The 21959-nt window shown below is 64.2% G+C and carries 25 protein-coding genes and 1 riboswitch; of the genes, 6 read left to right on the top strand and 19 right to left on the bottom strand.

All coding sequences use genetic code 11. The features are described 5' to 3' along the window. Position 1 precedes the first annotated feature (1 nt). Both OA2633_RS15285 and OA2633_RS07105 read right to left on the bottom strand, forming a co-directional pair. Complete coding sequence (locus tag OA2633_RS15285; RefSeq protein ID WP_009801831.1) at positions 2–859, bottom strand: thioredoxin family protein; 858 nt, start codon at positions 857–859, stop codon at positions 2–4. A gap of 10 nt (positions 860–869) precedes the next feature. Then, positions 870–1256 (bottom strand): hypothetical protein, encoded by a 387-nt coding sequence (locus tag OA2633_RS07105; protein ID WP_009801832.1) that lies wholly within the window; start codon positions 1254–1256, stop codon positions 870–872. Between the two features lie 170 nt (positions 1257–1426). Between OA2633_RS07105 and OA2633_RS07110 the strand changes: the two genes are divergently transcribed. Next, positions 1427–1753, top strand: a complete 327-nt coding sequence (locus tag OA2633_RS07110) for a YkgJ family cysteine cluster protein (RefSeq protein WP_009801833.1) — start codon at positions 1427–1429, stop codon at positions 1751–1753. An 8-nt stretch (positions 1754–1761) separates the two neighbouring features. Here the strand turns inward: OA2633_RS07110 and OA2633_RS07115 are convergent, their stop codons facing one another. Further along, positions 1762–2175 carry a hypothetical protein gene (locus OA2633_RS07115; RefSeq protein ID WP_009801834.1) on the bottom strand — a complete coding sequence of 138 codons (414 nt, stop codon included), beginning with the start codon at positions 2173–2175 and terminating at the stop codon, positions 1762–1764. 187 nt (positions 2176–2362) lie between these two features. On the opposite strand from OA2633_RS07115, the gene OA2633_RS15290 reads away from it, so the two are divergent. Continuing rightward, on the top strand, positions 2363–2812 hold the full coding sequence (locus OA2633_RS15290) for a helix-turn-helix transcriptional regulator (protein WP_009801835.1): 450 nt from the start codon (positions 2363–2365) through the stop codon (positions 2810–2812). Between the two features lie 128 nt (positions 2813–2940). On the opposite strand, the gene thiC is transcribed toward OA2633_RS15290, so the two are convergent. The 8 genes from thiC to OA2633_RS07160 all read right to left on the bottom strand — a co-directional run bounded on the left by thiC (position 2941) and on the right by OA2633_RS07160 (position 8337). Beyond that, on the bottom strand, positions 2941–4833 hold the full coding sequence (thiC, locus tag OA2633_RS07125; protein WP_009801836.1) for a phosphomethylpyrimidine synthase ThiC: 1893 nt from the start codon (positions 4831–4833) through the stop codon (positions 2941–2943). Between the two features lie 39 nt (positions 4834–4872). After that, complete coding sequence (locus tag OA2633_RS07130) at positions 4873–5262, bottom strand: MmcQ/YjbR family DNA-binding protein (RefSeq protein ID WP_009801837.1); 390 nt, start codon at positions 5260–5262, stop codon at positions 4873–4875. Further along, positions 5258–5362: riboswitch (TPP riboswitch) on the bottom strand. (Overlaps the previous gene by 5 nt.) 176 nt (positions 5363–5538) lie before the next feature. Further along, positions 5539–5829 carry a RebB family R body protein gene (locus OA2633_RS07135; RefSeq protein ID WP_009801838.1) on the bottom strand — a complete coding sequence of 97 codons (291 nt, stop codon included), beginning with the start codon at positions 5827–5829 and terminating at the stop codon, positions 5539–5541. Positions 5830–5930: 101 nt separating this feature from the next. Then, entirely contained in the window at positions 5931–6185 is a 255-nt protein-coding gene (locus OA2633_RS07140; RefSeq protein ID WP_009801839.1) for a hypothetical protein, read from the bottom strand. Between the two features lie 12 nt (positions 6186–6197). Further along, the gene (locus tag OA2633_RS07145) at positions 6198–6596 is read right to left on the bottom strand and encodes a hypothetical protein (RefSeq protein ID WP_009801840.1); all 399 of its coding nucleotides are present in this window, start codon (positions 6594–6596) and stop codon (positions 6198–6200) included. Positions 6597–6626: 30 nt separating this feature from the next. Beyond that, positions 6627–7505, bottom strand: a complete 879-nt coding sequence (locus OA2633_RS07150) for a hypothetical protein (protein WP_009801841.1) — start codon at positions 7503–7505, stop codon at positions 6627–6629. An 80-nt stretch (positions 7506–7585) separates the two neighbouring features. Continuing rightward, the gene (locus OA2633_RS07155) at positions 7586–8095 is read right to left on the bottom strand and encodes a hypothetical protein (RefSeq protein ID WP_156776164.1); all 510 of its coding nucleotides are present in this window, start codon (positions 8093–8095) and stop codon (positions 7586–7588) included. Positions 8096–8112: 17 nt separating this feature from the next. Next, positions 8113–8337: a RebB family R body protein gene (locus OA2633_RS07160; protein WP_009801843.1), complete on the bottom strand. Its 225-nt coding sequence runs from the start codon at positions 8335–8337 to the stop codon at positions 8113–8115. Positions 8338–8591: 254 nt separating this feature from the next. Here OA2633_RS07160 and OA2633_RS07165 point away from each other — a divergent pair, with 254 nt between their 5' ends. Beyond that, entirely contained in the window at positions 8592–9011 is a 420-nt protein-coding gene (locus OA2633_RS07165; RefSeq protein ID WP_162010983.1) for a helix-turn-helix domain-containing protein, read from the top strand. Between the two features lie 70 nt (positions 9012–9081). On the opposite strand, the gene OA2633_RS07170 is transcribed toward OA2633_RS07165, so the two are convergent. The 7 genes from OA2633_RS07170 to OA2633_RS07200 all read right to left on the bottom strand — a co-directional run bounded on the left by OA2633_RS07170 (position 9082) and on the right by OA2633_RS07200 (position 16688). Next, on the bottom strand, positions 9082–10356 hold the full coding sequence (locus tag OA2633_RS07170) for a dipeptidase (RefSeq protein WP_009801845.1): 1275 nt from the start codon (positions 10354–10356) through the stop codon (positions 9082–9084). Positions 10357–10454: 98 nt separating this feature from the next. Then, on the bottom strand, positions 10455–11978 hold the full coding sequence (locus OA2633_RS07175) for a serine hydrolase (RefSeq protein ID WP_156776166.1): 1524 nt from the start codon (positions 11976–11978) through the stop codon (positions 10455–10457). A 23-nt stretch (positions 11979–12001) separates the two neighbouring features. Beyond that, entirely contained in the window at positions 12002–12865 is an 864-nt protein-coding gene (locus tag OA2633_RS15295) for a helix-turn-helix domain-containing protein (protein ID WP_009801847.1), read from the bottom strand. A 93-nt stretch (positions 12866–12958) separates the two neighbouring features. Further along, on the bottom strand, positions 12959–13408 hold the full coding sequence (locus OA2633_RS07185; RefSeq protein ID WP_040613223.1) for a PA2169 family four-helix-bundle protein: 450 nt from the start codon (positions 13406–13408) through the stop codon (positions 12959–12961). A gap of 41 nt (positions 13409–13449) precedes the next feature. After that, positions 13450–13938 (bottom strand): DUF892 family protein, encoded by a 489-nt coding sequence (locus tag OA2633_RS07190; protein WP_009801849.1) that lies wholly within the window; start codon positions 13936–13938, stop codon positions 13450–13452. Between the two features lie 201 nt (positions 13939–14139). Beyond that, positions 14140–15429 carry an adenylosuccinate synthase gene (locus tag OA2633_RS07195; protein WP_009801850.1) on the bottom strand — a complete coding sequence of 430 codons (1290 nt, stop codon included), beginning with the start codon at positions 15427–15429 and terminating at the stop codon, positions 14140–14142. A 92-nt stretch (positions 15430–15521) separates the two neighbouring features. Next, complete coding sequence (locus OA2633_RS07200; RefSeq protein WP_009801851.1) at positions 15522–16688, bottom strand: phosphoserine transaminase; 1167 nt, start codon at positions 16686–16688, stop codon at positions 15522–15524. 127 nt (positions 16689–16815) lie between these two features. Between OA2633_RS07200 and OA2633_RS07205 the strand changes: the two genes are divergently transcribed. Together OA2633_RS07205 and OA2633_RS07210 are read left to right on the top strand one after the other, a co-directional pair. After that, positions 16816–17949: an aminotransferase class V-fold PLP-dependent enzyme gene (locus OA2633_RS07205; RefSeq protein WP_009801852.1), complete on the top strand. Its 1134-nt coding sequence runs from the start codon at positions 16816–16818 to the stop codon at positions 17947–17949. After that, entirely contained in the window at positions 17946–18845 is a 900-nt protein-coding gene (locus OA2633_RS07210) for a DMT family transporter (RefSeq protein WP_009801853.1), read from the top strand. Before OA2633_RS07205 ends, OA2633_RS07210 begins: the two co-directional genes overlap by 4 nt. On the opposite strand, the gene thiD is transcribed toward OA2633_RS07210, so the two are convergent. Further along, entirely contained in the window at positions 18842–19723 is an 882-nt protein-coding gene (gene thiD, locus OA2633_RS07215; protein ID WP_009801854.1) for a bifunctional hydroxymethylpyrimidine kinase/phosphomethylpyrimidine kinase, read from the bottom strand. The genes OA2633_RS07210 and thiD overlap by 4 nt on opposite strands. Positions 19724–20108: 385 nt before the next feature. On the opposite strand from thiD, the gene OA2633_RS07220 reads away from it, so the two are divergent. Next, positions 20109–21905, top strand: coding sequence for an ABC transporter ATP-binding protein (locus OA2633_RS07220; RefSeq protein WP_009801855.1), 1797 nt, complete (start codon positions 20109–20111; stop codon positions 21903–21905). Positions 21906–21959 lie beyond the last annotated feature (54 nt).

A 21959-nucleotide genomic window follows, 5' to 3' on the forward strand; every position in this document is an offset into this window, starting at 1 on the left:
ATCAGCGTTCCTCGTGTCCGGCAGCATCACCCGCCATGGCGGCGCGCGTCTCTTCGGTCTGGGCTTCAAACCGGGCGATCAGGTCGAACTCGATCTCGTCCGCCCGCGCTTGCACGGCCTCGCTCAGATCCTCTGATGGCGTCACGCCGAGCGCGTCTAGATCGGCGCTGTCAGCAATAGCAATGCCTTGCGCCTCAGCTTCCTGACCCATGCCATACCGGGCGATGGAGCGGGCCATGCCATTGATGAAGACGCTGTAGGCCACGCCGTCATCCGGGCCAAGCTCGCCCGCCTCCATCCGGCGGGTCAGCTCAGCCACGGCGGCCTGGTAGGGCGGCCAGCTTTCCGCAATCGCGCCCAGATCGGCGCTGGCGACGGGAGAGCCATCCCAGTCCGCCCCGCCATAATGGCTGAGATAGGCGGCGATATCGGACGGCGCAGCGTTATAGGCGGTGCGCCAGTCATGGGCGGTCATGCCGTTGAGCGCATAGCCCTCCCCGGATGCAATGACGACGGTGGGCGTTCCGAAAGTCCCCTCAAGACCGAAGCGGTGCAGCTGGTCCTGATTGCGGTGGCGATGGCCCACATCCACGCGGGCAAGCACGTAATGCTCGCGCACAAGGCTGGCGAGCCGATCATTCTCTTCCAGCGTTTCGGCCAGCCCGACGCTGTCATGGCACCAATCGCCGCCAAAGACGATCAGCGCCTGTTTACCCTCATCGCGGGCCTGGGCCAGAGCCGCGTCGATGACAGCGCTTGCGTCTACGTCCTCAGGGTAGAGCTGAGCCTCTTGCGCCTGCGCCGCGCCGCTCAGGAACAGCACGAGCGCCACACTGGCGTTCAAAATCAAGCGGGTCATCAGGGCGCCTCTATCGAGTTCGTGTGACGCGGACCGGCGCACCCCGCAGCGAGGTCATCCAGCACGGGTCCGTCACGATTTGTCCTTCTTCGATAATCGGCCACTCCTCGCAGCCATCGCGCCACAGCTCAGGCTCGCCCAGGGGTTCGATATGGATGTAGAAATCCTCGCGCTGCGTGAACTCCCACATGCCCCGCGTGCTGTCGCCATTGTCGCACGACATGGAAATGTCACCGCGATCCCCGCCGTACACATAGGACTGGAAATCAACCTCGCACGCGCCCAGCCCATCAATCTCGACGGCATACGCCTCGCCAACGGATGAGGGCCGATCCTGCGCGACAGCCCCCGAACTGATCGCGGCCAGCATGGTCAGAACGGATATTGCGGTTTTCATGAGTCTCCCCCTCTTTGTACCCAGCACAGCATGCCCCGCCTTAACGGGGGATGAGCGCGATTTCGCCCCTTCAAGATTCCTGATGCGCGCCCGCTCGTTTTGCTCTAAATGCCGCTCGCCGCGGGCCGGGACGGGAGGCCGTCCACGCGCGGTGGGTCTTGCATCACACGATGTCCAATACGGCGTTTGACTGCGTCGCCTGCGGAGCCTGCTGTTTCAGCAAGCATCCGCGTTATCTGGTCCTGCTGCCCGAAGATCGGGACCGCAAGCTGCCGCCTGAAAGCCTGTTTCAGGAGGGCGAGCGCAGCTTTGTGGATTTTTCCTGCGGGCATTGCACCCATCTCAAACTCGAGACCGGCCAGGCCATCTGCGCGGTCTATGAGGAGCGTCCCGAAGCCTGCCGCGCCTTCCGGGCGGGCAGCTTTGAATGCCAGCGCGCCATCCGCGCCAACGGCATTATGGGCGAGAAGGTGCGCCAGACCGAACAGGTGGCCTAGCCGCTGGCCTACTCCACTCGTGTGGCGGAATCGAGCTCCAGCCCCTCGCCCGCGCCATGGCCCAGCCAGCACAGCTCGCCCGCATCCAGGGACTCGCCCACTGCATAGCCCGGCCAGTCGCCGCAAATATAAGTCAGCTCGCCCTGATCGCCGGTATAGGTGAAGGTTATCTCCCCCTCGCCCGTGCGCACCCAGTTGCCCCAGCCCACGCCCGAGGGCGGCCAGCTGATCCCGAAAATTTCGCTGGCAAGCGCCGCATCCAGATCCATCGAGCCATCGGAATGGATAGTCAGATAGCCATCCATTTCCGCTGAAATGCGAAACCGCCCTTCCGGGTCAGCCGCCAGCGCGCTGGCGCTCGCCCCGAAAGTGAGAATGCCCAGCGCCAGACCGACCGCTGCGGCTTTCAGGATTACTCTCATGGCTGCCCCCCTTTGCCAGTTTCGCAGAGCCTGCGCGATGAGGGATGAAGGGGGCGTGAATGGGGGCCCGCCTTGTGCCTGCAGCCCGGCCTTGGCATCCTGCTGTCGCCTTCCTGTCGTGGGCGACAGGGCGCCGAAACGCTAGGTCATCCAGGCCTTTGGGCGAGAACAGACAGGACTGCCGACGATGAATCACACTCACGGCCTGCGCGCGCTGCGCCTGGACAAGGGCTGGTCACAGGAACAACTCGCTGCGATCAGCGGGTTGAGTGAACGCACCATCCAGCGCGCCGAACGCGGGGATACGCCCAGCCTTGAGACCGTCGGGGCCCTGGCCGCCAGTTTTGACCTGTCCTCCGCCCAGATGCGCGACATCATCCAAGCGCCCCGGGAGGCCTCTCACATGACCGAAACCTCTTCATCCGCCTCATCTACTCCCCTTGTGCTGACCGCCCCGCGCAAACGGGTCCTGCTCTGGTCCGCGATCTATGTGGGCGTGCTGACCTGGCTGGGCCTGATGGTCGCCTTCTTGGGCTGGGATCCCGAACTGATCGGCTTTGTCGCCCTGGTCGGCGGCGGCCTTCTTGTCCCCTTCGCCGCCATGCAACTCATGCAGACTGGCGACAGTGACACCTAGCGAAGGCGGGACAACCTGACGCCATGGATATGCGCTCGCGTCGAGGCTTTGGCGCGTGCAATGCAAAGAGCTCACAAAAAAGGCCGGGCATCTGCCCGGCCTTTTCCCTTCCAACAAACGCCAGCCCCCTAATCAATCGGCTCGCGCTTCTCGCCTTTGTCGTTGAGGTAGATCTCCGACCCCTTCGCCTTGAACTCCTCGGCTTTCTCGGCCATCGCCTCTTCGACCTCGTCCATGCCGAGGGTGGTGTTGGGGGAACGGGCCGTGCCGAATTCGTCGCGGATTTCCTGGGTGATCTTCATCGAACAGAATTTCGGCCCGCACATGGAGCAGAAATGGGCGACCTTGTGGGCCTCTTTCGGCAGGGTCTGATCGTGGAAATCGCGGGCGGTGTCGGGGTCGAGCGACAGGTTGAACTGGTCTTCCCAGCGGAACTCGAACCGGGCGCGGGATAGCGCGTCATCGCGCAACTTGGCCGCCGGATGGCCCTTGGCGAGGTCGGCGGCGTGGGCGGCGATCTTGTAGGTGATGACGCCGGTCTTCACGTCGTCGCGGTCGGGCAGGCCCAGATGCTCTTTCGGCGTCACATAGCAAAGCATGGCGCAGCCGAACCAGCCGATCATCGCGGCGCCGATGCCGGAGGTGATGTGGTCATAGCCCGGCGCAATGTCGGTGGTGAGCGGGCCAAGCGTGTAGAAGGGCGCCTCGCCACAGGTTTCGAGCTGCTTGTCCATATTGGCCTTGATCTTGTGCATGGGCACATGGCCCGGCCCTTCGATCATGACCTGACAACCCTTCTTCCAGGCCACTTGGGTCAGCTCGCCCAGGGTTTCGAGCTCGGCGAACTGGGCGCGGTCATTGGCGTCGGCGATGGAGCCGGGGCGCAGGCCGTCGCCCAGTGAGAAGGCGACATCATAGGCGCGCATGATGTCGCAAATCTCGTCAAAGCGCTCGTAGAGGAAGCTCTCCTTGTGGTGGGCGAGGCACCATTTGGCCATGATCGAGCCGCCGCGAGAGACAATGCCCGTCACCCGGTCCGCCGTCAGCGGCACATAGGCGAGGCGCACCCCGGCATGGATGGTGAAATAGTCCACCCCTTGCTCGGCCTGTTCGATCAGCGTGTCGGCGAAAATGTCAAAGGTCAGGTCCTCGGCGACGCCGCCGACTTTTTCGAGCGCCTGATAGATCGGCACGGTGCCGATAGGCACGGGCGAGTTGCGCAATATCCATTCGCGGGTGTTGTGGATGTTCTTGCCGGTGGAGAGGTCCATCACCGTGTCCCCGCCCCAGCGGATGGCCCAGACCATCTTGTCCACCTCTTCCTCAACCGATGAGGCGACGGCGGAATTGCCGATATTGGCGTTGATCTTCACGAGGAAATTCCGCCCGATCACCATGGGTTCCAGCTCGCCATGGTTGATATTGGCGGGGATGATGGCGCGGCCGCGCGCGATCTCGTCGCGCACAAACTCCGGCGTCACAAATTCGGGCACCGACGCGCCAAAGCTCTCCCCGTCCGCATGGCGGATATGGGCGTCGTGCAGCGCCTGCGCGCGGCCAAGGTTTTCGCGCTCGGCGGCGTAGATCATCTCGTCGGTGATGATGCCCGCTTTCGCGAACTCATACTGGGTCACGGGCGCTGAGCCGACAGCACGCAGCGGGCGGTGACGCACCGGAAACTCGCGCGCCAGATACTTGCCCGTCGCGCCGCCATTATCGAGCGGGCTCGGCTCGCGGCCCTCATACTCTTCCACACCGCCGCGGGCCTTCACCCATTGGATGCGGGTGCGCGGCAGGCCCTTCTCGACGTCGATGGACTGGTTCGGATCAGTATAGGGGCCCGAACAGTCATAAACGCGCACCGGCGGCTCCATCGCGGTGGGATGAAGCTCGATCTCGCGATGGGGCACCTTCAGATGCGGCGCCGCCTTGGGCGAGGAATAGACGCGCTTTGAGCCGGCCAGCGGGCCGGTGGTCACGGTCGGGGTCGGAAATTCGGCCTGGTTGGTGGGCTTGTTCATGGCGCGAGCTTTCAGTGAGAGGTGAGCGAGGTCGGGCTGCTAGAGATCCAGCAAGCCAAGTTCGGTGCGTCGCTTCTTCGTCAGCCCTTGCGCGGCAAGGGCATGCGAAGCGCGCAAATGGTCGGAGAGTTCCGCATCGGAGACGGCGGCGTCGGTCAGACGCTGGATCCAGGTCATCCCGCGACTGGCGAGATAGGGCGCGGGGCGACAGCCTTCGGCGTCGCGCAGCACTTCATAGACGATCTCGGAGCATTTGAAGGTGATGGCGAGCGCGGGCTCGTCGCTATCCTTGTCCGGCCATCCGCCTATGGCGAAGACCTTGCCGGCCTCAAGCCCGCCCACTTTCCAGACATGGGCGCCGCCCCATTGGACCACATGGGCCGCATGGGGAAGAGACGAACAGAATTGGTTATACTCTTCGAGCGTCATCGCGCTGCTCCATCCCGCCGCCGGCATGACCCGGATCCGGTCCTGAGGGTGACGTCTCAGCCCCGTACGACCACCGCACGGGACACCCCTTGGAACTGACGCCACACTGAAGACGACCGGCGCGCTTGGCAAGGGCTTGCGTTCAGGCGGGGCTGGGCAATGGGAGCGGGCTCGGCTATATTCAGCGCAGATAAAAAAGACCCGCCCGGGGGGCCGGAGCGGGTCTGAAGTCCAAAGCCAGGCCGACGGGAGCAATCTCGTCGGCTTTTTCACGTCTTAGGTGGACGAGAAGTTGGCCGAGATCATCCGGGCGACGGCGATGGCGTCGGAGATGGTGTCCACAGAATAGATCTGCATCACGCCCTGGGTGGAGGCGGCCTGCGCATTGGTGAAGGCGTGCGACTGTGCGTTCACCGCGTTCTCGAACATCAGGCCGTGCGAGTGCGCCAGCGCCTGATAGACGTTGCCCATGGCCATGGCCGGGGCTTCGCCGACCACCTTGACGTTGGACTGGGTCACGGCGTCGGTGACCTGGGAATTCACTTGCTCGTTAGCTTGCGTCGTCATGTTCTGTCCTCATTGGTTTTCGTGGTGAAGGGCAGACCCGAGGCCCTGTGAGCCGGATCCGCCGGGTTTTCTGGGGCGCTGACGCCTTCAGAAACTTGGGATCAGTCCTGCTGGACGTTGACCGACGGGCCGCCGATCGGATTCCAGATGCTTTCCGCGCTGCGGCCCAGCGTCAGGATGTAGGCGACGCAGGTCGCCGTGGTGGCCGCTGCGGTCTGGTTGTTGAGAAGCTGGGACTGGACATTGCCTTCAAACAGCTTGGCCAGAGAGCTGGCGCTGGCGTTGGTGGCGATGTTCTCATTGCTGACAACCGACAGCTCGTCGATGGTCAGGGTAATCTGCTTGTCGTCACTCATGGTGGGTCTCCTTTAGCGTTGGAAGGCGTTCAGTTTCCGGGCGATGCGGGCCTGGATCATCGCGGTGCGACGGGCGATGGCGGCGGACTGCTCCTGCTGGCGGGCCTGGGTCGCCCGTTCGAGCTGCTGGCGGATCTCCGCCTCGTTCTGAGACGTTGACGGCCTTGCTCCGCCCGGCCCCGACTGCGCCCCCAGACCGGGAATGGGCGGCAGGTCGATCGGCGTGTCCGGTATGGGCGTTTGCGGAATGGAGGGATCCGGGATCGACGGGTCGGGTATGGGCGGGTCCGGGATCGGAGGACTGGGCACGTCCGCCTCCGCCTGCATCTGCGCCCAGATCTGGTTCAGCACCTCGTTGAGCGGGGCGATCTGGCGGGCGACTTCCCGGGCGATCCTGTCTTCAAGGGTCATGTCTGCCTCCTGCCTGGCCGCACACCGGCGCTAGGCGTCTTCCGGTTCCAGGAAGGCGCCGACCATGCCTGCGGCGCCGCGGCACAAACCGCCCAGCGTGGACAGTCCGATGCCCCAGTACTTCATGGCGTTATTGTTATCGTGCAGGCCTTTGGCCCCGAGGATCCCGCCCCCCAGAGTGGCCAGCGCCCCGACAATCTGAAGCCCGCCGATGATCCAGGTCTTGCCCAGTTCGGTCACCCGCAACGCCTCCCCGACCGAAAGCCGGGTCGGAGCGGCGACCATCAGGTTCGCCGCGATCGCCGCCACAAGATCCGAAGTCTCGCCTTCAAGCCGCTGCATCAGGTCCGCGATTTCCGAGTTGGATAATGTGCTGAACGCCACCGTGCTGGACTGGGTCGTGTACTCATAATCGCCGAGCACATTGGCCTGCAGCGTCATCGTCGTGGACAGGATGTCCTGCGTCGGCGGCATGATCTGCAGGATGCCGTTGTGATCCCCCTGGGAGATGTCGCTCACCGTGGCGTAGGGGGCGATCGTCAGGATCAGGGTCACCTGCCCCGCTGTTGCGGTCTGGGCGCAGCTGATCAGCACCAGGCCGCGCTCATTGGCGCCGCCTTCAATCAGAAGGCTGGCATAGCTTGACAGATCCGGGACGAAGACCGGCCGCATCAGCGGACTCATCTGGCAGCCGGCCAGCGTGATCTGAACCACGCCATTGCCATCGCTCTCGGCCGTCCTCGCTCCATAGTGAAGGCGCGGCGCGCCCTGCGCGGTATAGCTCTCCCCCACGGCCTGGACATAGGCCAGCGATGAGGCCTCAGCGATCGTCTTCAGCCCCGGCGCAAACACCGGCTTGGCGAAGGTCGACCCCGAGGTGGTCAGCGAATTCTGGGCAGTGCACGACATGGGGGTTCCCTTTCCGGATGGGTTGGATCGGTTCTGGGCGAGGCCGCGCGCGGGCGTCCTGCGACGGGGCGGGGCGCGTCTCATCCCGAAAAGTCGGTCTTGATGGTGCTGGCGGTGCTGGTCACCGAGCCTGAGAAGGTGATCAGCGAGCTTTGCCAGGTCGCCAGCTCCTGCAGCGCCTTCTTGCCGGTGTCCTGCGTGGCCGGATCGAGCAGCAGCGCCATGGCCTGACCGGAAGCGGCGAGCACCAGTTGCTCGGAGCCCTGCATGTAGCCGCGCAGATCCTCGAGCATCATGACCGCCGCCTGATCGGCGAGCGGGCTTTCCAGTGCGCCCAGCACTTCGCCCGTCTGCGCCGTGAGCTGCGCCTGATTGAAGCTCGCCGCCTTCTGAATATCGGTTGTGGCGGTTGGCAGACTAGCGCTCTCCAGAGCGTCCCTTTCGGCGGAGACCGCATCGTCCGCGAGCGTCTGGCCATCGCGGGCAGCGTCCTTCAGGGCGGCGTCTTCAGCCGCCTGAGCCGCTGAGGGACCGGGTTTGTCCGCCTTCAACCGGGACCGCGGCGTTCGGGGAGTGGGTTGTCTGGCCATGTCATGCGTCTCCGGGCCTAGCCGCCGTTAATCTTGGCGATCGCCTGAGCGACGATCGACGGATTGAGCTGATTGAGGTTCTGCTGGTTGGAGACCGAGTTCGACAGCGCCAGGCCATTGGCGTTCGCCAGACTCTGATACAGCGCGCCAATCGCGACAGCTGGCGCTTCGGCCAACACGCCGACCGCGGTTTGCGACACCGCATCGGTGATTTTCCCGTTGACCTCTTCGTTCGTCGCCATGTTTCGCCTCCTGGGTACCAGTTAACTAAAAACAACCAGCACGAGAGTCGCCATGGCGACAATGTCCCTTGCGTTGCAGATTGACTTCGCGCTTAAATTGAAGCCGAACAAAGATGGAACCGCACTCTCGCGGAGAGCTTCAAGCCCAGAGGAGAGACAGGGTGACTTCTTACTGCCTTCCAGACAGCCAGGGCGACACCTTGGCCAATCCAATAGAAACCACTGATAAACCATACACATTGATAGCGCCCCGATTGAGCGCGACTCAGGACCCCACCCTGATCCAGTTCATCGAGACGCATTTTGACGCGCTTTGCCCGCACCTGAACTGGTTCACCGTAGAGTTGTTTTTTCAATGTGGCGTCGCCCGCGGCCTGGCCTATCTTGATCGGCACGCTTCGCGCCGGATCAGTACGCAGAAGATCCTTGAAGACATTCCCGGATCTGCGCGTTTCACCTCGGTCGTCATGAACAACGCCGGTCAGACCGGATATGTGGAGATCCAGTCAAAGTCAGGATTTATCGAAAACATTCGACGATTTATCGCCGTCGAGGCGCTCAGCGCCGGCGCCTCGACGGCCGAGGTCGCCCATTTGTGCGGGATCAGCCTGCGCACGGTTCAGAGGTTGCAAAGGGTCAGCGCTCAGTCGCGCAGCCCTGAACCCGCACCCTGAACACATCCAGACACGACAACGCCGACGCCTTCCGGCGCCGGCGTTGAAGACCGAACGTCACTCCAGCGGACTATCGCGCCGCCGCTTCCACTTCGCGCATGACCCGAAGCAGATTGCCGCCCCAGATCTTGGCGATATCGCTTTCGGAATAGCCGCGACGGATCAGCTCCGCCGTCACCGCCGGCGTGGTGCTGGCGTCATCCCAGCCGCCAACGCCTCCGCCTCCGTCAAAGTCGGATGCGATACCCACATGATCGATGCCGGCCACCTGAACGGCGTGATCGATATGGTCCGCAAGGGTGGAGATCGTAATGTCGTTCATCGACGCCCGCAGCGCTCTCAAACGCGCCTGATACGCGTCGCGTTCACTGTCGCTCGCCTGGGCGAAAGCCTGTCGGCTGGTGAAGCCCATTTCCTCGGCGAGGGCGCGCTCGGCCTCGGCCAGCTCGGGATCCACCTCGCCGATATACCGACGGAAGGCGACCATCTGGGCGACGCCCCCATTGTCGCGAATGGCGCGTAATTGCTCGTCATCGAGATTGCGCGGATGATCATAAACGCCGCGCGCGCCCGAATGGCTGGCGAGCACCGGCGCCCGGCTCAACGCAATCGCTTCGAGCATGGTGCGCTTGCCGACATGCGAAACGTCGACCATGACGCCATGGTCGTTCAGCTCACGCACAAGACCCAGTCCCAGCTCGGTCAGCCCCGGATCCTCGGCAGGGTCACCCTGGGCGAGATTGGGGTTGGAGCTGCCGCCGAACTGGTTGTTGCCGAAATGGGTGATGGAGACATAGCGCACGCCGCGCTCCGCCCACATCGCCACATTGGACAGATCCTCGCCCAGCGGCCAGGAATTCTCCATGCCGATGAGCGCGACAAGGCGACCGGACTCATGGATCGCCTCGACCTCGTCCGCGGTGGTCGCCAGGGCGATCTGATCGGGATAGCCGCGGATCATCCGCATGATGGCCTGGTATTTCTCCTCGGCCTGCCCCGCAGCGTCCTCATACCCGATCGGGCTGATCGTGCCCTGGCCGACATAGACGATGAAGAAGGCGGCATCGAGCCCGCCATCGCGCATCTTCGGAAGGTCGACCTGAGCGCGGGTGAAGCCGCCCGGATCGAGCGCCGCCGTGGCGTAGCCCTGCCCGATGTCCACATGGGTGTCCATGGTCAGAACCCGGTCGTGCAGCGACCGATCGGTGGCGCCCAGCGCCTCCGCGCCGCGCAGAGCGTCACGGCCCTCCTCAGCAAAAGGGGCGTACCCCGCCTCTTCGGAATAATCCACGCTCACGCATCCTGTGAGCGCCAGCGCCGCAGCGCCCGCGAGCCAAGCCTTCATCGCCCTCTCCCCTGTTCTTATCTAGGACGATGAAGGCTAGTCCCCGAACGGGGAGAGGAGCAAGGCCGGGACGCCGCGGCGCATAAAGACATTCGCGATTAGCGGCGTTCGAAGCGCGTTTCCTCATAAGTCAGCGCGATGATCTCGCCCGCGCCATTGCGCTCGAATTCCAGCGGCAGCAGATCATCCAGCGGATGCTGCTGCAGTCCGAACACGTCTTCACGGGCCGGCGCACCCGTAAAGGCGTAATCTCCCCACGCCGCGTGCAGACGCCCCTCCATGATCCGGACCGTCACCGGGGCGTACATCACCGGGTTTTCATAGACGCCCGCATACTCGGACAGCGCCGCATCATCCGGGGCCCAGCTCCAATCGCCGAAAGCGGCATTGGCGCGATGCGCCTCAACGCTCTCCAGGCGGGCCTCCAGGAGGCGCGCGACGCGCTCTGGATATTGCCGCTGGCGCTCGGCCATCCACATGTCGGCGTCCTCGTGGTCAATCACGAACTGGAGGAACTGGATCATGGTGCGGCTGGTCAGCCAGCCGGTCATGTTGTCGGAGTTGGAGAACACCCCGATCCCCACGCCCAGATCGGGCGAGAACGCCATCATGGTGCGCGCGCCGGTATAGCCGCCGCCATGGGCGTAGAGCGTATGCCCTTCAAAGTCGCAGACATTCCAGCCCAGCGCATAGCCGTAACAGGGCAGCTCATAGGCGTTGCGCGCGTCCCGGCTGACCTCGGCGGCGATGGCATGGGCCTCGTTGAGGACGGCGGCGGTCAGACCGCTGCCCGAAGGCCCCTCGCCGCGCAAGTTCATCTGCAGCCAGACGATCATGTCATCGGGGGCGGTGGTGATCCCGCCCGCGGACTGCATCTGGCCATCCGTCTTGGGCTGCACCTCGAACCACCCGTCCTCCGGCCCGGTCCAGATATGGTTCCAGCTTTGCTCATCCAGGCTGAAATCAGAAGTGCGGGCGCTGGTATGCGCGAGCCCCAGCGGCGTGAAGACGTCCTCGTCCAGCCAGTCCTGCCAGGTCCGCCCGGTCACGGTCTCGAGGATCGCGCCATACAGGTTGTAGCCCAGATTGCTGTAGTCAAAGCCGGGTTTGCGGGCCGTCATGACGGCCTCGATCAGCATCGGATAATCAGCAGGATCCACACGGGTGACGTAGGCCTCGAGCATCGTGATCAGATCGGCCTCGACCGGGACCTGATGACTCAGAAGGTCCCGCAAGGTCCAGGCCGCCGGATCAATCCCGTCGGGAAAGCGCACATCCGGCCAGTGATCAGACAGCGTGGAGTCAAGGCTGAGCACGCCCTCCGCATCCAGTCGCGCCGCCAGCACACCCATGTAGGCCTTGGTCTGGGATGCGATATAGACCGGCGTCTGCGCCGTGAGCGGCGCGTCGGTTCCAACCCGCCGGACACCTTCCACATGACGGATCAGGACCTCATCGGCGGTCACCGCAACGACCGCGTAACCCGGTCCCAGATCCGGAAACCCGCCCAGGAACGCCTCCATCCGCACCGCCGCGTCCTGCGGGGTTTGCGCCGCGGTCGAAGCCGTGGCGGCGCACACTCCAGATACGGCTGCACACACGGTCAGAGCCAAGGTTCGCATATCAGTCTCCAGAACAGTCTTCATCATGAGGCTGCACGATAGGCGGGCGCCGCGGTCCGGTCTTGAACGCTTGTAACCTCTTCAGCCGGGCGCCTCTCATCCGTAAAGGCCCTGACCAGTCCGCGCGGGGTCAGGCCTGTCTCGGCCCTCAGGGTCCGCGCGAAATGCGGTTGATCGGCAAACCCCGCCTCGAAGGCGGCGTGGGCGGGCGACGCCTTATCTTCCAGCAGCGCCTGCACCGCCCGCCCCATGCGGACGCGACGGCGTTCAACGCTGATCGGAGCGTTGAAATGGCGGCTATAGGCGCGCGACAGGTGCACCCGGTGAACGCCGGCCTCATTCGCCAGAACTTGCAGATCAACACCATCCGGATCCGCTCTCACGGCCTCGCGAACCCGGATCAGCCAGCCTGGCGCGGGGCGTTCGGACGCCTGTTCCGCGCCAGACATCAGCGCGAGCAGGTCCGTCAACGCATCCTCTGAAAACGCGCCCCGGCTCCGAGCCGCCGACAGCACGGCGCCGATCTGAGACGCCCAGGGGCTGGGCGCCCATCCCCAGCCCGGCCCGACATCCCGGTCAGGCGCCGAGTTCAGCGCCAGGATCAGGGCGCCCTGGGCGCTGTAACGGTTCTCATGGCGCACGCCTGCGGCCTTGAAACCGATATGGCTCATGCCCGGCGTTGCCGCGTTAGAGGGCGTATCCTCCGCCAGCGCGCCGGACAGGATGATCGAACGCTGGTCCACATCATGGGCGTGTTCGGCCATGTGATGACCCGCCGGATAGAAGCTCAGCACCAGCTCTCCCAGCTCTCCCTGGTGAAGACTGCGTCGCTTCGGCGTCTTCGCGAAAACGGCAGGGGTCGCGGCAGGGTCAGCGCTCTCGGTCACATTCGCTCCATAACAAAAGGCCGGCGAAGGATCGCCGGCCCTAGTCACGATGCAAGTGACAGTCATGTCAGATGCAGGGTGTCAGATGTCATCTCAGCTTTCGGCTTCAGCCTCGGCCTCGGCCTCGGCATAGGATTCGCCGCTCTTGGCCGAGCTCAGCGCCTGCTTGAGCAGGTTGCGGCCGACAGAGTCCACATCGTCTTTCTCCAGCTCGGTCTCACAGGCCTGCTGGAGGAACGCCTCGCCATCATCAATGGCCTTGAGCGCGGTCTTCTCCTCGCTGCCGAAATTCTTGCTCATGCCGGTGAGCATGCGATGCAGCTTACCCAGAGGGCCGCCCTTCTCCTTGGGCTCTTCACCCTGAAGACGGACATGCGCCTGAAACTCGGCGGTGATGGCGGCGCGCTCGGCGATCTTCTTGAGGAATTTCGCCTTGTGCACATAATCGTCATCACACAGGTCCGCAGCCATCTCGTAGCCGCGACGGCTATCGATGAGGATGGGAATGATATTGTTCAATGATTGTGCGGTCTGGTGTCCCATCAGGACCTCCATTCACGTATGAGGGATGAGCGTCGCGCGACCTAGGCCGCAGCGGCGTTTACCTGAGTCTCGGCAATGCGCGTGAGCTCGCGATCGCCGCCATAGGTCTCATCCAGGCAATCCTGCAGAACTTCGACGTCTGATTTCAGCCCCTGACGCTGGGCGAACGCGCGAACCACGCCGTAGCCGGCCAGCGCGTAATGGGTCATGCGCTGGGTCTGCGCGATGATGGATGCGTCTCGCACATCCTTGTCGCTGATATCGGCTTCAAGCGCGTGAGCGCGGGCTTCGGTGACCAGACCTTCCATGCCCTTGCAATGCTCGCCCTTCGGGTCGGCGCCGTGATCCTGGATCAGGGTCTTGACCTTCTCCATGCCCTTGCTGATGCCGACGACATTGCGCTCCAGCGCCTCCTTGAGGTTGGAGTTGGACGCGGCTTTGGCGAGGTCCTTGGAAACCGAAAGCGCTTGCTTGTCAGCGCTGTAAAGGTCCTGCAGCTGGTCGATATAAAGATCTTTAAGGCTGTCCATCGGTCATCTCCTCGATTGCGGTTCTGAACAACGAACGGCGACGACGGGGGGACGGTCACGGGGTTCGATGTTCGGCGTTGTCCTGACTCAACGTCCGCTGGCCGATGGCGTTCCAAAGTCTTCTCAGGCTTGGGTCACGACGCGGACAACAAAAAGGGCGGCCCGAGAGCCGCCCTTTGTCCGATCATGCCTGTCCGAGGATCAGCCCTTGAAGGGATCCTGCATCAGGATGGTGTCGTCACGTTCCGGGCTGGTGGACAGGAGCGCCACCGGCGTTTCGATCAGCTCCTCGATGCGGCGCACATACTTGACCGCTTGCGCGGGCAGATCCGCCCAGGAGCGGGCCCCTGCCGTGGAGCCTGACCAGCCTTCAAAGGTTTCATAGACCGGCTCGACGCCCGCCTGGGCGCCCGTGCCTGCAGGCAGACGGTCATACATCTCGCCATTGAACTTGTAGCCGATGCAGACCTTCAGCTCGTCAAAACCGTCGAGCACATCGAGCTTGGTCAGCGCCACGCCATTGATGCCGTTGATCTTGCACGACTGGCGCACCAGCACGGCGTCAAACCAGCCGCAGCGGCGCTGGCGGGAGGTGACGGTGCCGAATTCACGCCCGCGCTCACCGATCTTCTGTCCGATATCATCGGTCAGCTCGGTGGGGAACGGGCCCTCGCCCACGCGGGTGGTGTAGGCTTTCACAATGCCCAGCACATAACCGACCTTGCCCGGACCGACGCCCGAACCGGCGGCGGCCTGACCCGCGACGGTGTTGGAGCTGGTCACGAAGGGGTAGGTACCGTGATCCACGTCGAGGAACGCGCCCTGCGCGCCTTCGAACAGGATCTTCTTGTCGTCCGACATCGCCTTGTCGAGCGTGCGCCAGACCGGATCGGCGAAGGGCAGGATCTTCGGCGCGATCTCGAGCAATTCAGCAACCAGCGCGTCCGGATCGGCTTCTTCCACGCCCATGCCGCGACGCAGGGCGTTGTGGTGATGCAGCAGTTCGGTCACCCGGCGACGCAGTTGCTTTTCGTCCGCAAGGTCGATCACGCGGACCGAGCGGCGGCCCACCTTGTCTTCATAGGCCGGACCGATGCCGCGACGGGTGGTGCCGATCTTCATGCCGTCATCGCGGTTCTCGCGCATGGCGTCGAGTTCGCGGTGGACCGGCAGGATCAGGGTCGCGGTTTCCGCCACGCGCACGAGCTTGGGGCTGATGTCCACGCCTTGCTCGCGCACTTTCTCGATCTCTGAGATGAAGGCCCAGGGATCGACGACCACGCCATTGCCGATCAGGGACAGCTTCTTCTGTACGACGCCGGACGGCATCAGCGACAGCTTGTAGGTCACCCCATCCACGACCAGCGTGTGACCGGCATTGTGACCGCCCTGAAAGCGCACGACCACGTCGGCGCGATGAGACAGCCAGTCGACAATCTTGCCCTTGCCCTCATCGCCCCACTGGGCGCCGACAACCACAACATTGGACATCGCGCATACTCCGTATCGCGGAAAAACCGGGGGTGGCTTACGCGCTTCTCAGCCATGGGGCAAGAAGCGCGCTGGCAAAGCCCTGTGGACGCCTAGTCCGCCGGGTTGGCGAGGGCTTCGTGATAGGCCCAGTCCAACCACGGCCCGAGGGCGACCACATCGTCCGCATCAATGGTCGGTCCGCACCAGATGCGCAGTCCGGCCGGGGCCTTGGGGTGGGGAATGACGTCAAACGCCGCTTCCTCGCGATCGAGCAAGACGCCCATGCGACGCGAGACGGCCCAGCGCTCTTCCTCGGACTTGCCCTCGAGCTCCTTGCCGGAAAACTTCAGCGTCACCGAGGTTTGCGATCGGGTGGCGGGTTCTTTCGCCAGGAAGTCGATCCAGTCGGTCTTCTCGACCCAGTCCGCCAGCGCATCGAAATTGGCCTGGGTGCGATCGATCAGCGCCGAAACCCCGCCCTCTTTCGCCGCCCATTTGAGCGCATCGAGATAATCCTCGGTGCACAGAAGCGAGGGGGTGTTGATGGTGGAGCCTTCATAGATCTTGGCGGTCTCGTCGCCCGCTTCAAACAGTTGCAGGATGCGCGGCACGGGCCAGCTGGGGCGATACTCGCGCAGGCGCTGACGCGCACGCGGGCTGAGAATGGCGATGCCGTGCTGGGCTTCCCCGCCCATGCATTTCTGCCAGCTGAAGGTGGTCACATCGAGCTTGGACCAGGGCAGCTCCATCGCGAACGCGGCTGACGTCGCGTCACAGATGGTCAGGCCCTCGCGATCATCCTTGATCCAGTCGCCATCGGTCACGCGCACGCCCGCCGCCGTGGCGTTCCAGGTGAAGACGACATCGTTCTTGAAGTCGACCTTGGAATAGTCCGGCGCAACGCCGTACGGGGCGTGGTGAATGGTCAGACCTTCGGGCTTAAGCTCGTCGCGCGCATCGATCAGCCAGCGACCGCCAAACTCATCACACGCCAGCACATCCACGCCGCGCGCGCCCAGCATGGACCACATCGCTCCTTCCATGGCGCCCGTATCGGAGGCCGGGGTGATGATCACCTTGTAGTCGTCGGGAATTTCGAGGATCGCCGCCGTGCGCTCGATGGCTTCGGCCAGACGCGCTTTCGGCGTTCCGCCGCGGTGGGTGCGGCCCAGCGGCGCGGCGGCCAATGCAGAGAGTTCCCAACCCGGACGCTTCTTGGTGGGCCCGCAGGAGAAACGGGCGTCATTGGGGCGGTTGGTGGGTTTGAGAACCGTCATGACACGATGACCTCAGCTTTATGACAAGAAAGCTCACGGGTAGGCCGTGCTGCATGTGCGGTCAATTGCGCAAAGGTTGGAAAATCCTCCCTTGACCCTCAAACCTCCGGAGCGTAGCGCAAAAGCCATGACCGATTATCGCGCCCTGTTCGACCTGCCTCCCGACACCGCCTATTTCAACGCCGCCCAGGTCGGACCCTTGCCGATCAAGGCCGCAGAGGCCGGTCACGCCGCCTATCGCGACAAGCTGCGCCCCTGGGGCCACACCACCACGCAGACCTTTTTCGATCTGCCAGAGAGCGTGCGTGCGCAAGCGGCGAAGCTGTTCGGTGCGAAACCCGACGACATTGCGATTGTGCCCGCCGCCTCATACGGGCTGGCGACGGCGGCGCGCAATCTGTCGCTGAAGCCGGGCGATGAAATCGTCATCCTGGACGGGCAATTCCCCTCCAATGTCTACACCTGGCGGGCGCTGGCCAAAGAGACCGGCGCGCAAATCAGGACCGTCAAGCGTGAGACCGAACAGACCTGGACCAACGCCTTGCTCGACGCGATTGGCGTACGCACGGCTTTGGTCGCCTGCGGGGCATTGCACTGGATTGATGGCGGACGTGTGGATCTTGAAGCCGTCTCGAAGGCCGCCAGGGCGCAGGGCGCCGCTCTTGTGCTCGACCTGACCCAGTCGCTCGGCGTCATGCCCTTTGACGTCAAGACCATCGACCCCGATTTCGTGGTCGCCGCCGCCTATAAATGGATGCTCGGCCCCTACGCCACCGGCTATCTCTATGCGGCGCCCCGCCATCAGGACGGGGTTCCGCTGGAAGAGAACTGGATCAACCGCAGCGACTCCCAGGATTTCTCGCGTCTGATCGATTATCGCGACACCTACGACGTTGGCGCGCGCCGCTTTGACATGGGTGAACGCTCCAATCACCAGCTGCTGCCCGCCGCGCTGGAAAGCCTCAACCTTCTCAACGGTATCGGGGTTGATGAAATCGCGCGGCAATGCGCCGCGACCAGCACGCTCATCAAGGAGGCGGTCGCCCCATTGGGCCTGTGCGCCGACATTCCCGAACAGGCGCCGCATTATCTGTCGCTCAGCCTGCCAGACGGGGCGCCCGCTGATCTGGCCGCGCCCTTGCGCGAGCATGACGTCCACGCCTCCCAGCGCGGGCCGCGCCTGCGGATCAGCGCCCATATTTACAATACGGCCGATGACGTGGACCGTCTCGTGACGGCGTTGAAGGCCATACTGGGATGACGCCGGACTCTCCAGGACCGAAGGGCTGGGGCGCGCTCGGCCTGCTGGCGCTCGTCTGGGGCAGCGCGTTCGCCTTCATCGCGGTCGCGGTCGACACCCTGCCGCCCTCCATCATCGTGCTGGGGCGATTGAGCCTCGCCGCGGTCATCCTGACCGGCTGGGCCTTTTATCGTCGTCGCCGCTTCCCGCCCCTCAAGGATGTGCGTTGGCTGTGGTTCCTCGCCCTTGGGTTTCTGGGGAACGCCCTGCCCTTCACCCTGATCGCCATCGGGCAGAAGACGGTACCGTCGGGGATCGCCGGCATCCTGATGGGTATGATGCCGCTGACGGTGATCGCGGCCGCGCATTTCATCCTGCCCAATGAACGACTGAGCCTGAGGAAAGCCTCGGGCTTTCTCATCGGCTTTTCCGGCATTGTGATCCTGATGGGGCCGGCGGCGCTCAAGGGCATGCTGGAGGCGGACTTTCTGGCCCAGCTCCTGATCTTCATCGCCACGCTGAGCTATGCCGCCAACGCGGTGACCTATCAGGCCTCGCCTGAAACCCCGCCCAGCGTGATCGCAGCCGGCTCGATGATCTGCGCGGCGCTGTTGAGCCTGCCGGTGGCGCTTTACGACATCGTGGCGGGCCCGGCCATCACGCCCAGCCTGCCGTCCATCATGGCGGTGCTGGCCCTGGGCCTTTTGCCCACCGCCCTCGCCACCATTGTCTATATGGGCGTGGCGCGGAAAGTCGGCGCGTCCTTCATCGCCCTGATCAACTACATGGTGCCCGTGGTCGCCACGGTGATCGGCCTCGCTCGCGGGGAGCCCATGACGCTGACCACGATGATCGCGCTCGGCGTCATCCTGCTCGGCGTTTATGTCGCCCGCCGCAAGCCCAGGGTCGCGCCCTAGTCCAGATCGCCCCGGACCGGCGCCTGCGCGAACTCGGACGCATTGACCGTCCAGCCATGCTGGACCGGGCCATTGCCCTTGCCGAATTTGGGCGCGCGGCGGATCGCTTCGTACAGGTAATCGCCCGCCATCTCGACCGCGCGATCCAGCCCCAGACCTTGCGCCATCAGGGCGGCAATGCCGCTGGCCAGGGTACAGCCTGTGCCATGGGTATGACGCGTATGGATGCGCGGGCGGGTGAACAGGCGCACGCCATTGCGGGTCGCCAGAAGGTCAATGATCTGAGAGCCTTCCAGATGCCCGCCTTTGATCAGCACGGCCTTGGCGCCCATCTCCAGGAGTTCGTCTGCGGCGGCGCGCTGGTCATCGAGATCCTCGATGGTTCCGCCTGCCAGAACCGCCGCTTCGGGCGCGTTGGGCGTGATCAGGCTGGCGCGGGGCAGCAGCTCGGTGCGGATCGCCTCGGCCGTGTCCTCGCTGATCAGCTTGTCGCCAGAGCCAGCGACCATCACCGGGTCCACGATCAGCGGCAGGCCGGCGGTTTTCGCCTCATCCAGCGCTTTGACCACCGTCTCAATGGTGCTGACGCTGGCCAGCATCCCGGTCTTGATGGCGTCGGCTCCGATATCAGAGAGCACCGCCTCGATCTGGGCCGCAATGATCTCATCCGGGATCGGGTGCACGCCGGTCACGCCCTGGGTGTTCTGAACCGTCACCGCGGTGATCGCAGTCGAGGCGTATCCGCCCAGCGCCGTCACCGTCTTGATATCGGCCTGAATGCCCGCGCCGCCCGAGCTGTCCGACCCGGCGATGATCAGCACCCGGCCCTTGGGATCTTCGAACTGGGTCTCGTCGAGCGTCTCGCTGGCGTCGGTCATGGTCGTGCTCCGTCTTGTGACGGGCTTGAGCTAGTCGGTGACGGTGAAAGGTGCAAGCGCCACGGCTGTGCCCGATCAGACACACTGGAACTCAAACGCCACTATTTGCCCGGGCATCACTGGCCCCTCGCGCCGGAATGGAGTAAGCACGCTCATCCTGACAGAGCCTCTGTCCAGAAGGAGTTCTCGGACCCGTGCCACGATCCTGATAGCCGCGGCGGCCTGGTGAAACCCGGGCGGTGAGCGTCGCAGCAACCGCGGACCTGAGCGCGAATCGCGTTTGGCCCAATCGCTAAATCCCTCGCCTCTTCCGCAGCTAACAAAGGTCGCGCCTCGCCCGCCGCCGGTTACCGGCCAGGGATGAGTGCACGCATGCAGGACCGAGATGACCGATTTCGAAGACTTCGAGGACCAGGACGCTCAAAGCGAGCGGGTCCTCTCCAATTTCGCCGTACTGAGTTTTGTCGCCCGCCAATGGCGCCGGCGCCCCTGGCTGTTCAGCCTGGTGGTGAGCTTTTCCGCGCTCGCCACTTTGGCGGACGTTTTCATTCCCGTGGCCGCGGGTCGACTGATCGACACGATCAGCGGGGCGAACGCCGACCCGACCGGCCAGAGTCACTGGACCGCGCTCGCCGTGTTCGTGGGCCTCGCCATTCTGGTGAACGCCGCGCGGCAGATTATGGTCCGCTGCGAGATTCCGTTCTCGAGCGCCAACATGGCGGACATGACCTCTGAAGCCTTCGCCAAGGTGCAACGCTTCAGCGCGGACTGGCATGCCAACGCCTTCGCCGGCGCCGTCGTGCGCAAGATCACGCGCGGCATGTGGGCCTATGACACGATCACCGCCACGTTGTGGTTCTCCATGATCCCGTCCATCGGCGTGATGGTCGCGCTCGGCGTCTACATGCTCATCCACTGGCCGGTGGTGGGGATCTACGCGCTCGCAGTGACCTTCACCTTCATCGTGCTGACCGTGCTGGTGTCGACCTATTACATCCGGCCCCAGAACGTGATCTCGAACGCCCGGGACTCAGAGCTGGGCGGCGCGATCGCGGACGTCATCTCCGGCGTCGCCACGGTGAAAAGCTTTGGCGCGGAAGCGCGCGAGGACAGCCGCTTCCACGCGCTGGCCTGGGGCTGGCGGGCGCAGGCGAAAAAGACCTGGTACCGGTTCACCAATGCCTGGCTGATCCAGATGACCGCCGTGATCCTGCTGCAGGCGGGGCTGGCGGGCCTGTTGCTGCAGCTGTGGACGCAAGGCGGCGCGACGGCGGGCGATGTGGTGTTCGGCATCACCGCCTTCCTGATGATGGCGGGCTATATGCGGCGTTTCGGCGAGGAAGTGCAGAACGTCCAGCGCGGTCTCGACGAGATCCAGGACCTGGCCACCTTCGCAATAACCGACGCCCAGATCGCGGATCTGCCCGGCGCGCCCGACTTCACCCCGGTCGAGGGCGAGATCGTCTTCAGGGATGTGCGCTTCACCTATGCCGGTCAGGATACGCCGCTCTATGACGGCTTCAGCCTGACCATTCCCCAGGGTGAGAAAGTGGCGCTGGTCGGTCCCACCGGGTCGGGCAAGTCCACCTTCGTCAAGCTCGTCCAGCGTCTCTATGACGTCGAAGACGGCGCCATCGTCATAGACGGACAGGATGTGCGCACAGTCACCCAGTCGAGCCTGCGGCGCTCCATCGCGCTCGTGCCTCAGGACCCGGCGCTGTTTCACCGCTCGATTGCGGAGAACATCGCCTATGCCCGGCCTGAGGCGACCCTTGAGGAGATCGAGGATGCGGCCCGCCGCGCCCGCGCCCATGACTTCATCATGAGCTTGCCCAAGGGCTATGACACGCTGGTGGGCGAGCGCGGGGTGAAGCTGTCGGGCGGCGAACGCCAGCGGATCGCCATTGCGCGGGCCGTGCTGGCGGACGCCCCGATCCTGATCTTTGACGAGGCGACCAGCGCGCTCGACAACGAGACCGAACGCGATGTCCAGCTGGCGATGGAGGATGTGACGCGCGGCAAGACCGCCATCGTCATCGCCCACCGCCTGTCCACCATCCGCGACGCGGACCGCATCCTGGTCTTCGACAAGGGTCGGGTCGTGGAACAGGGCACGCATGATGAACTGGCGAGCCAGGGCGAAGGCGTCTATGCGCGCCTCGCCGCGCTGGCGGAAGGCTGAGCGGTTCAATCAAGGCCATTTCGGGGCTGATGCAGGTTTTTCGTATCTTTTCGG

The organism is Oceanicaulis sp. HTCC2633 (assembly GCF_000152745.1).
Classification (GTDB): domain Bacteria; phylum Pseudomonadota; class Alphaproteobacteria; order Caulobacterales; family Maricaulaceae; genus Oceanicaulis.

Bases quoted from the DNA above. Each gene is read 5' to 3' on its own strand.
- OA2633_RS07210 (WP_009801853.1), top strand. From the start codon at position 17,946: ATGACGCCGGACTCTCCAGGACCGAAGGGCTGGGGCGCGCTCGGCCTG.
- OA2633_RS07175 (WP_156776166.1), bottom strand. From the start codon at position 11,978: ATGCGAACCTTGGCTCTGACCGTGTGTGCAGCCGTATCTGGAGTGTGC.
- OA2633_RS07130 (WP_009801837.1), bottom strand. From the start codon at position 5,262: ATGACGCTCGAAGAGTATAACCAATTCTGTTCGTCTCTTCCCCATGCG.
- OA2633_RS07205 (WP_009801852.1), top strand. From the start codon at position 16,816: ATGACCGATTATCGCGCCCTGTTCGACCTGCCTCCCGACACCGCCTAT.
- OA2633_RS15290 (WP_009801835.1), top strand. From the start codon at position 2,363: ATGAATCACACTCACGGCCTGCGCGCGCTGCGCCTGGACAAGGGCTGG.
- OA2633_RS07185 (WP_040613223.1), bottom strand. From the start codon at position 13,408: ATGGGACACCAGACCGCACAATCATTGAACAATATCATTCCCATCCTC.
- OA2633_RS07110 (WP_009801833.1), top strand. From the start codon at position 1,427: ATGTCCAATACGGCGTTTGACTGCGTCGCCTGCGGAGCCTGCTGTTTC.
- OA2633_RS07170 (WP_009801845.1), bottom strand. From the start codon at position 10,356: ATGAAGGCTTGGCTCGCGGGCGCTGCGGCGCTGGCGCTCACAGGATGC.
- OA2633_RS07200 (WP_009801851.1), bottom strand. From the start codon at position 16,688: ATGACGGTTCTCAAACCCACCAACCGCCCCAATGACGCCCGTTTCTCC.
- OA2633_RS07155 (WP_156776164.1), bottom strand. From the start codon at position 8,095: ATGGCCAGACAACCCACTCCCCGAACGCCGCGGTCCCGGTTGAAGGCG.
- OA2633_RS07160 (WP_009801843.1), bottom strand. From the start codon at position 8,337: ATGGCGACGAACGAAGAGGTCAACGGGAAAATCACCGATGCGGTGTCG.
- OA2633_RS07190 (WP_009801849.1), bottom strand. From the start codon at position 13,938: ATGGACAGCCTTAAAGATCTTTATATCGACCAGCTGCAGGACCTTTAC.
- thiD (WP_009801854.1), bottom strand. From the start codon at position 19,723: ATGACCGACGCCAGCGAGACGCTCGACGAGACCCAGTTCGAAGATCCC.
- OA2633_RS07115 (WP_009801834.1), bottom strand. From the start codon at position 2,175: ATGAGAGTAATCCTGAAAGCCGCAGCGGTCGGTCTGGCGCTGGGCATT.
- thiC (WP_009801836.1), bottom strand. From the start codon at position 4,833: ATGAACAAGCCCACCAACCAGGCCGAATTTCCGACCCCGACCGTGACC.
- OA2633_RS15285 (WP_009801831.1), bottom strand. From the start codon at position 859: ATGACCCGCTTGATTTTGAACGCCAGTGTGGCGCTCGTGCTGTTCCTG.
- OA2633_RS07195 (WP_009801850.1), bottom strand. From the start codon at position 15,429: ATGTCCAATGTTGTGGTTGTCGGCGCCCAGTGGGGCGATGAGGGCAAG.
- OA2633_RS07145 (WP_009801840.1), bottom strand. From the start codon at position 6,596: ATGACCCTTGAAGACAGGATCGCCCGGGAAGTCGCCCGCCAGATCGCC.
- OA2633_RS07140 (WP_009801839.1), bottom strand. From the start codon at position 6,185: ATGAGTGACGACAAGCAGATTACCCTGACCATCGACGAGCTGTCGGTT.
- OA2633_RS07150 (WP_009801841.1), bottom strand. From the start codon at position 7,505: ATGTCGTGCACTGCCCAGAATTCGCTGACCACCTCGGGGTCGACCTTC.
- OA2633_RS07220 (WP_009801855.1), top strand. From the start codon at position 20,109: ATGACCGATTTCGAAGACTTCGAGGACCAGGACGCTCAAAGCGAGCGG.
- OA2633_RS07135 (WP_009801838.1), bottom strand. From the start codon at position 5,829: ATGACGACGCAAGCTAACGAGCAAGTGAATTCCCAGGTCACCGACGCC.
- OA2633_RS07105 (WP_009801832.1), bottom strand. From the start codon at position 1,256: ATGAAAACCGCAATATCCGTTCTGACCATGCTGGCCGCGATCAGTTCG.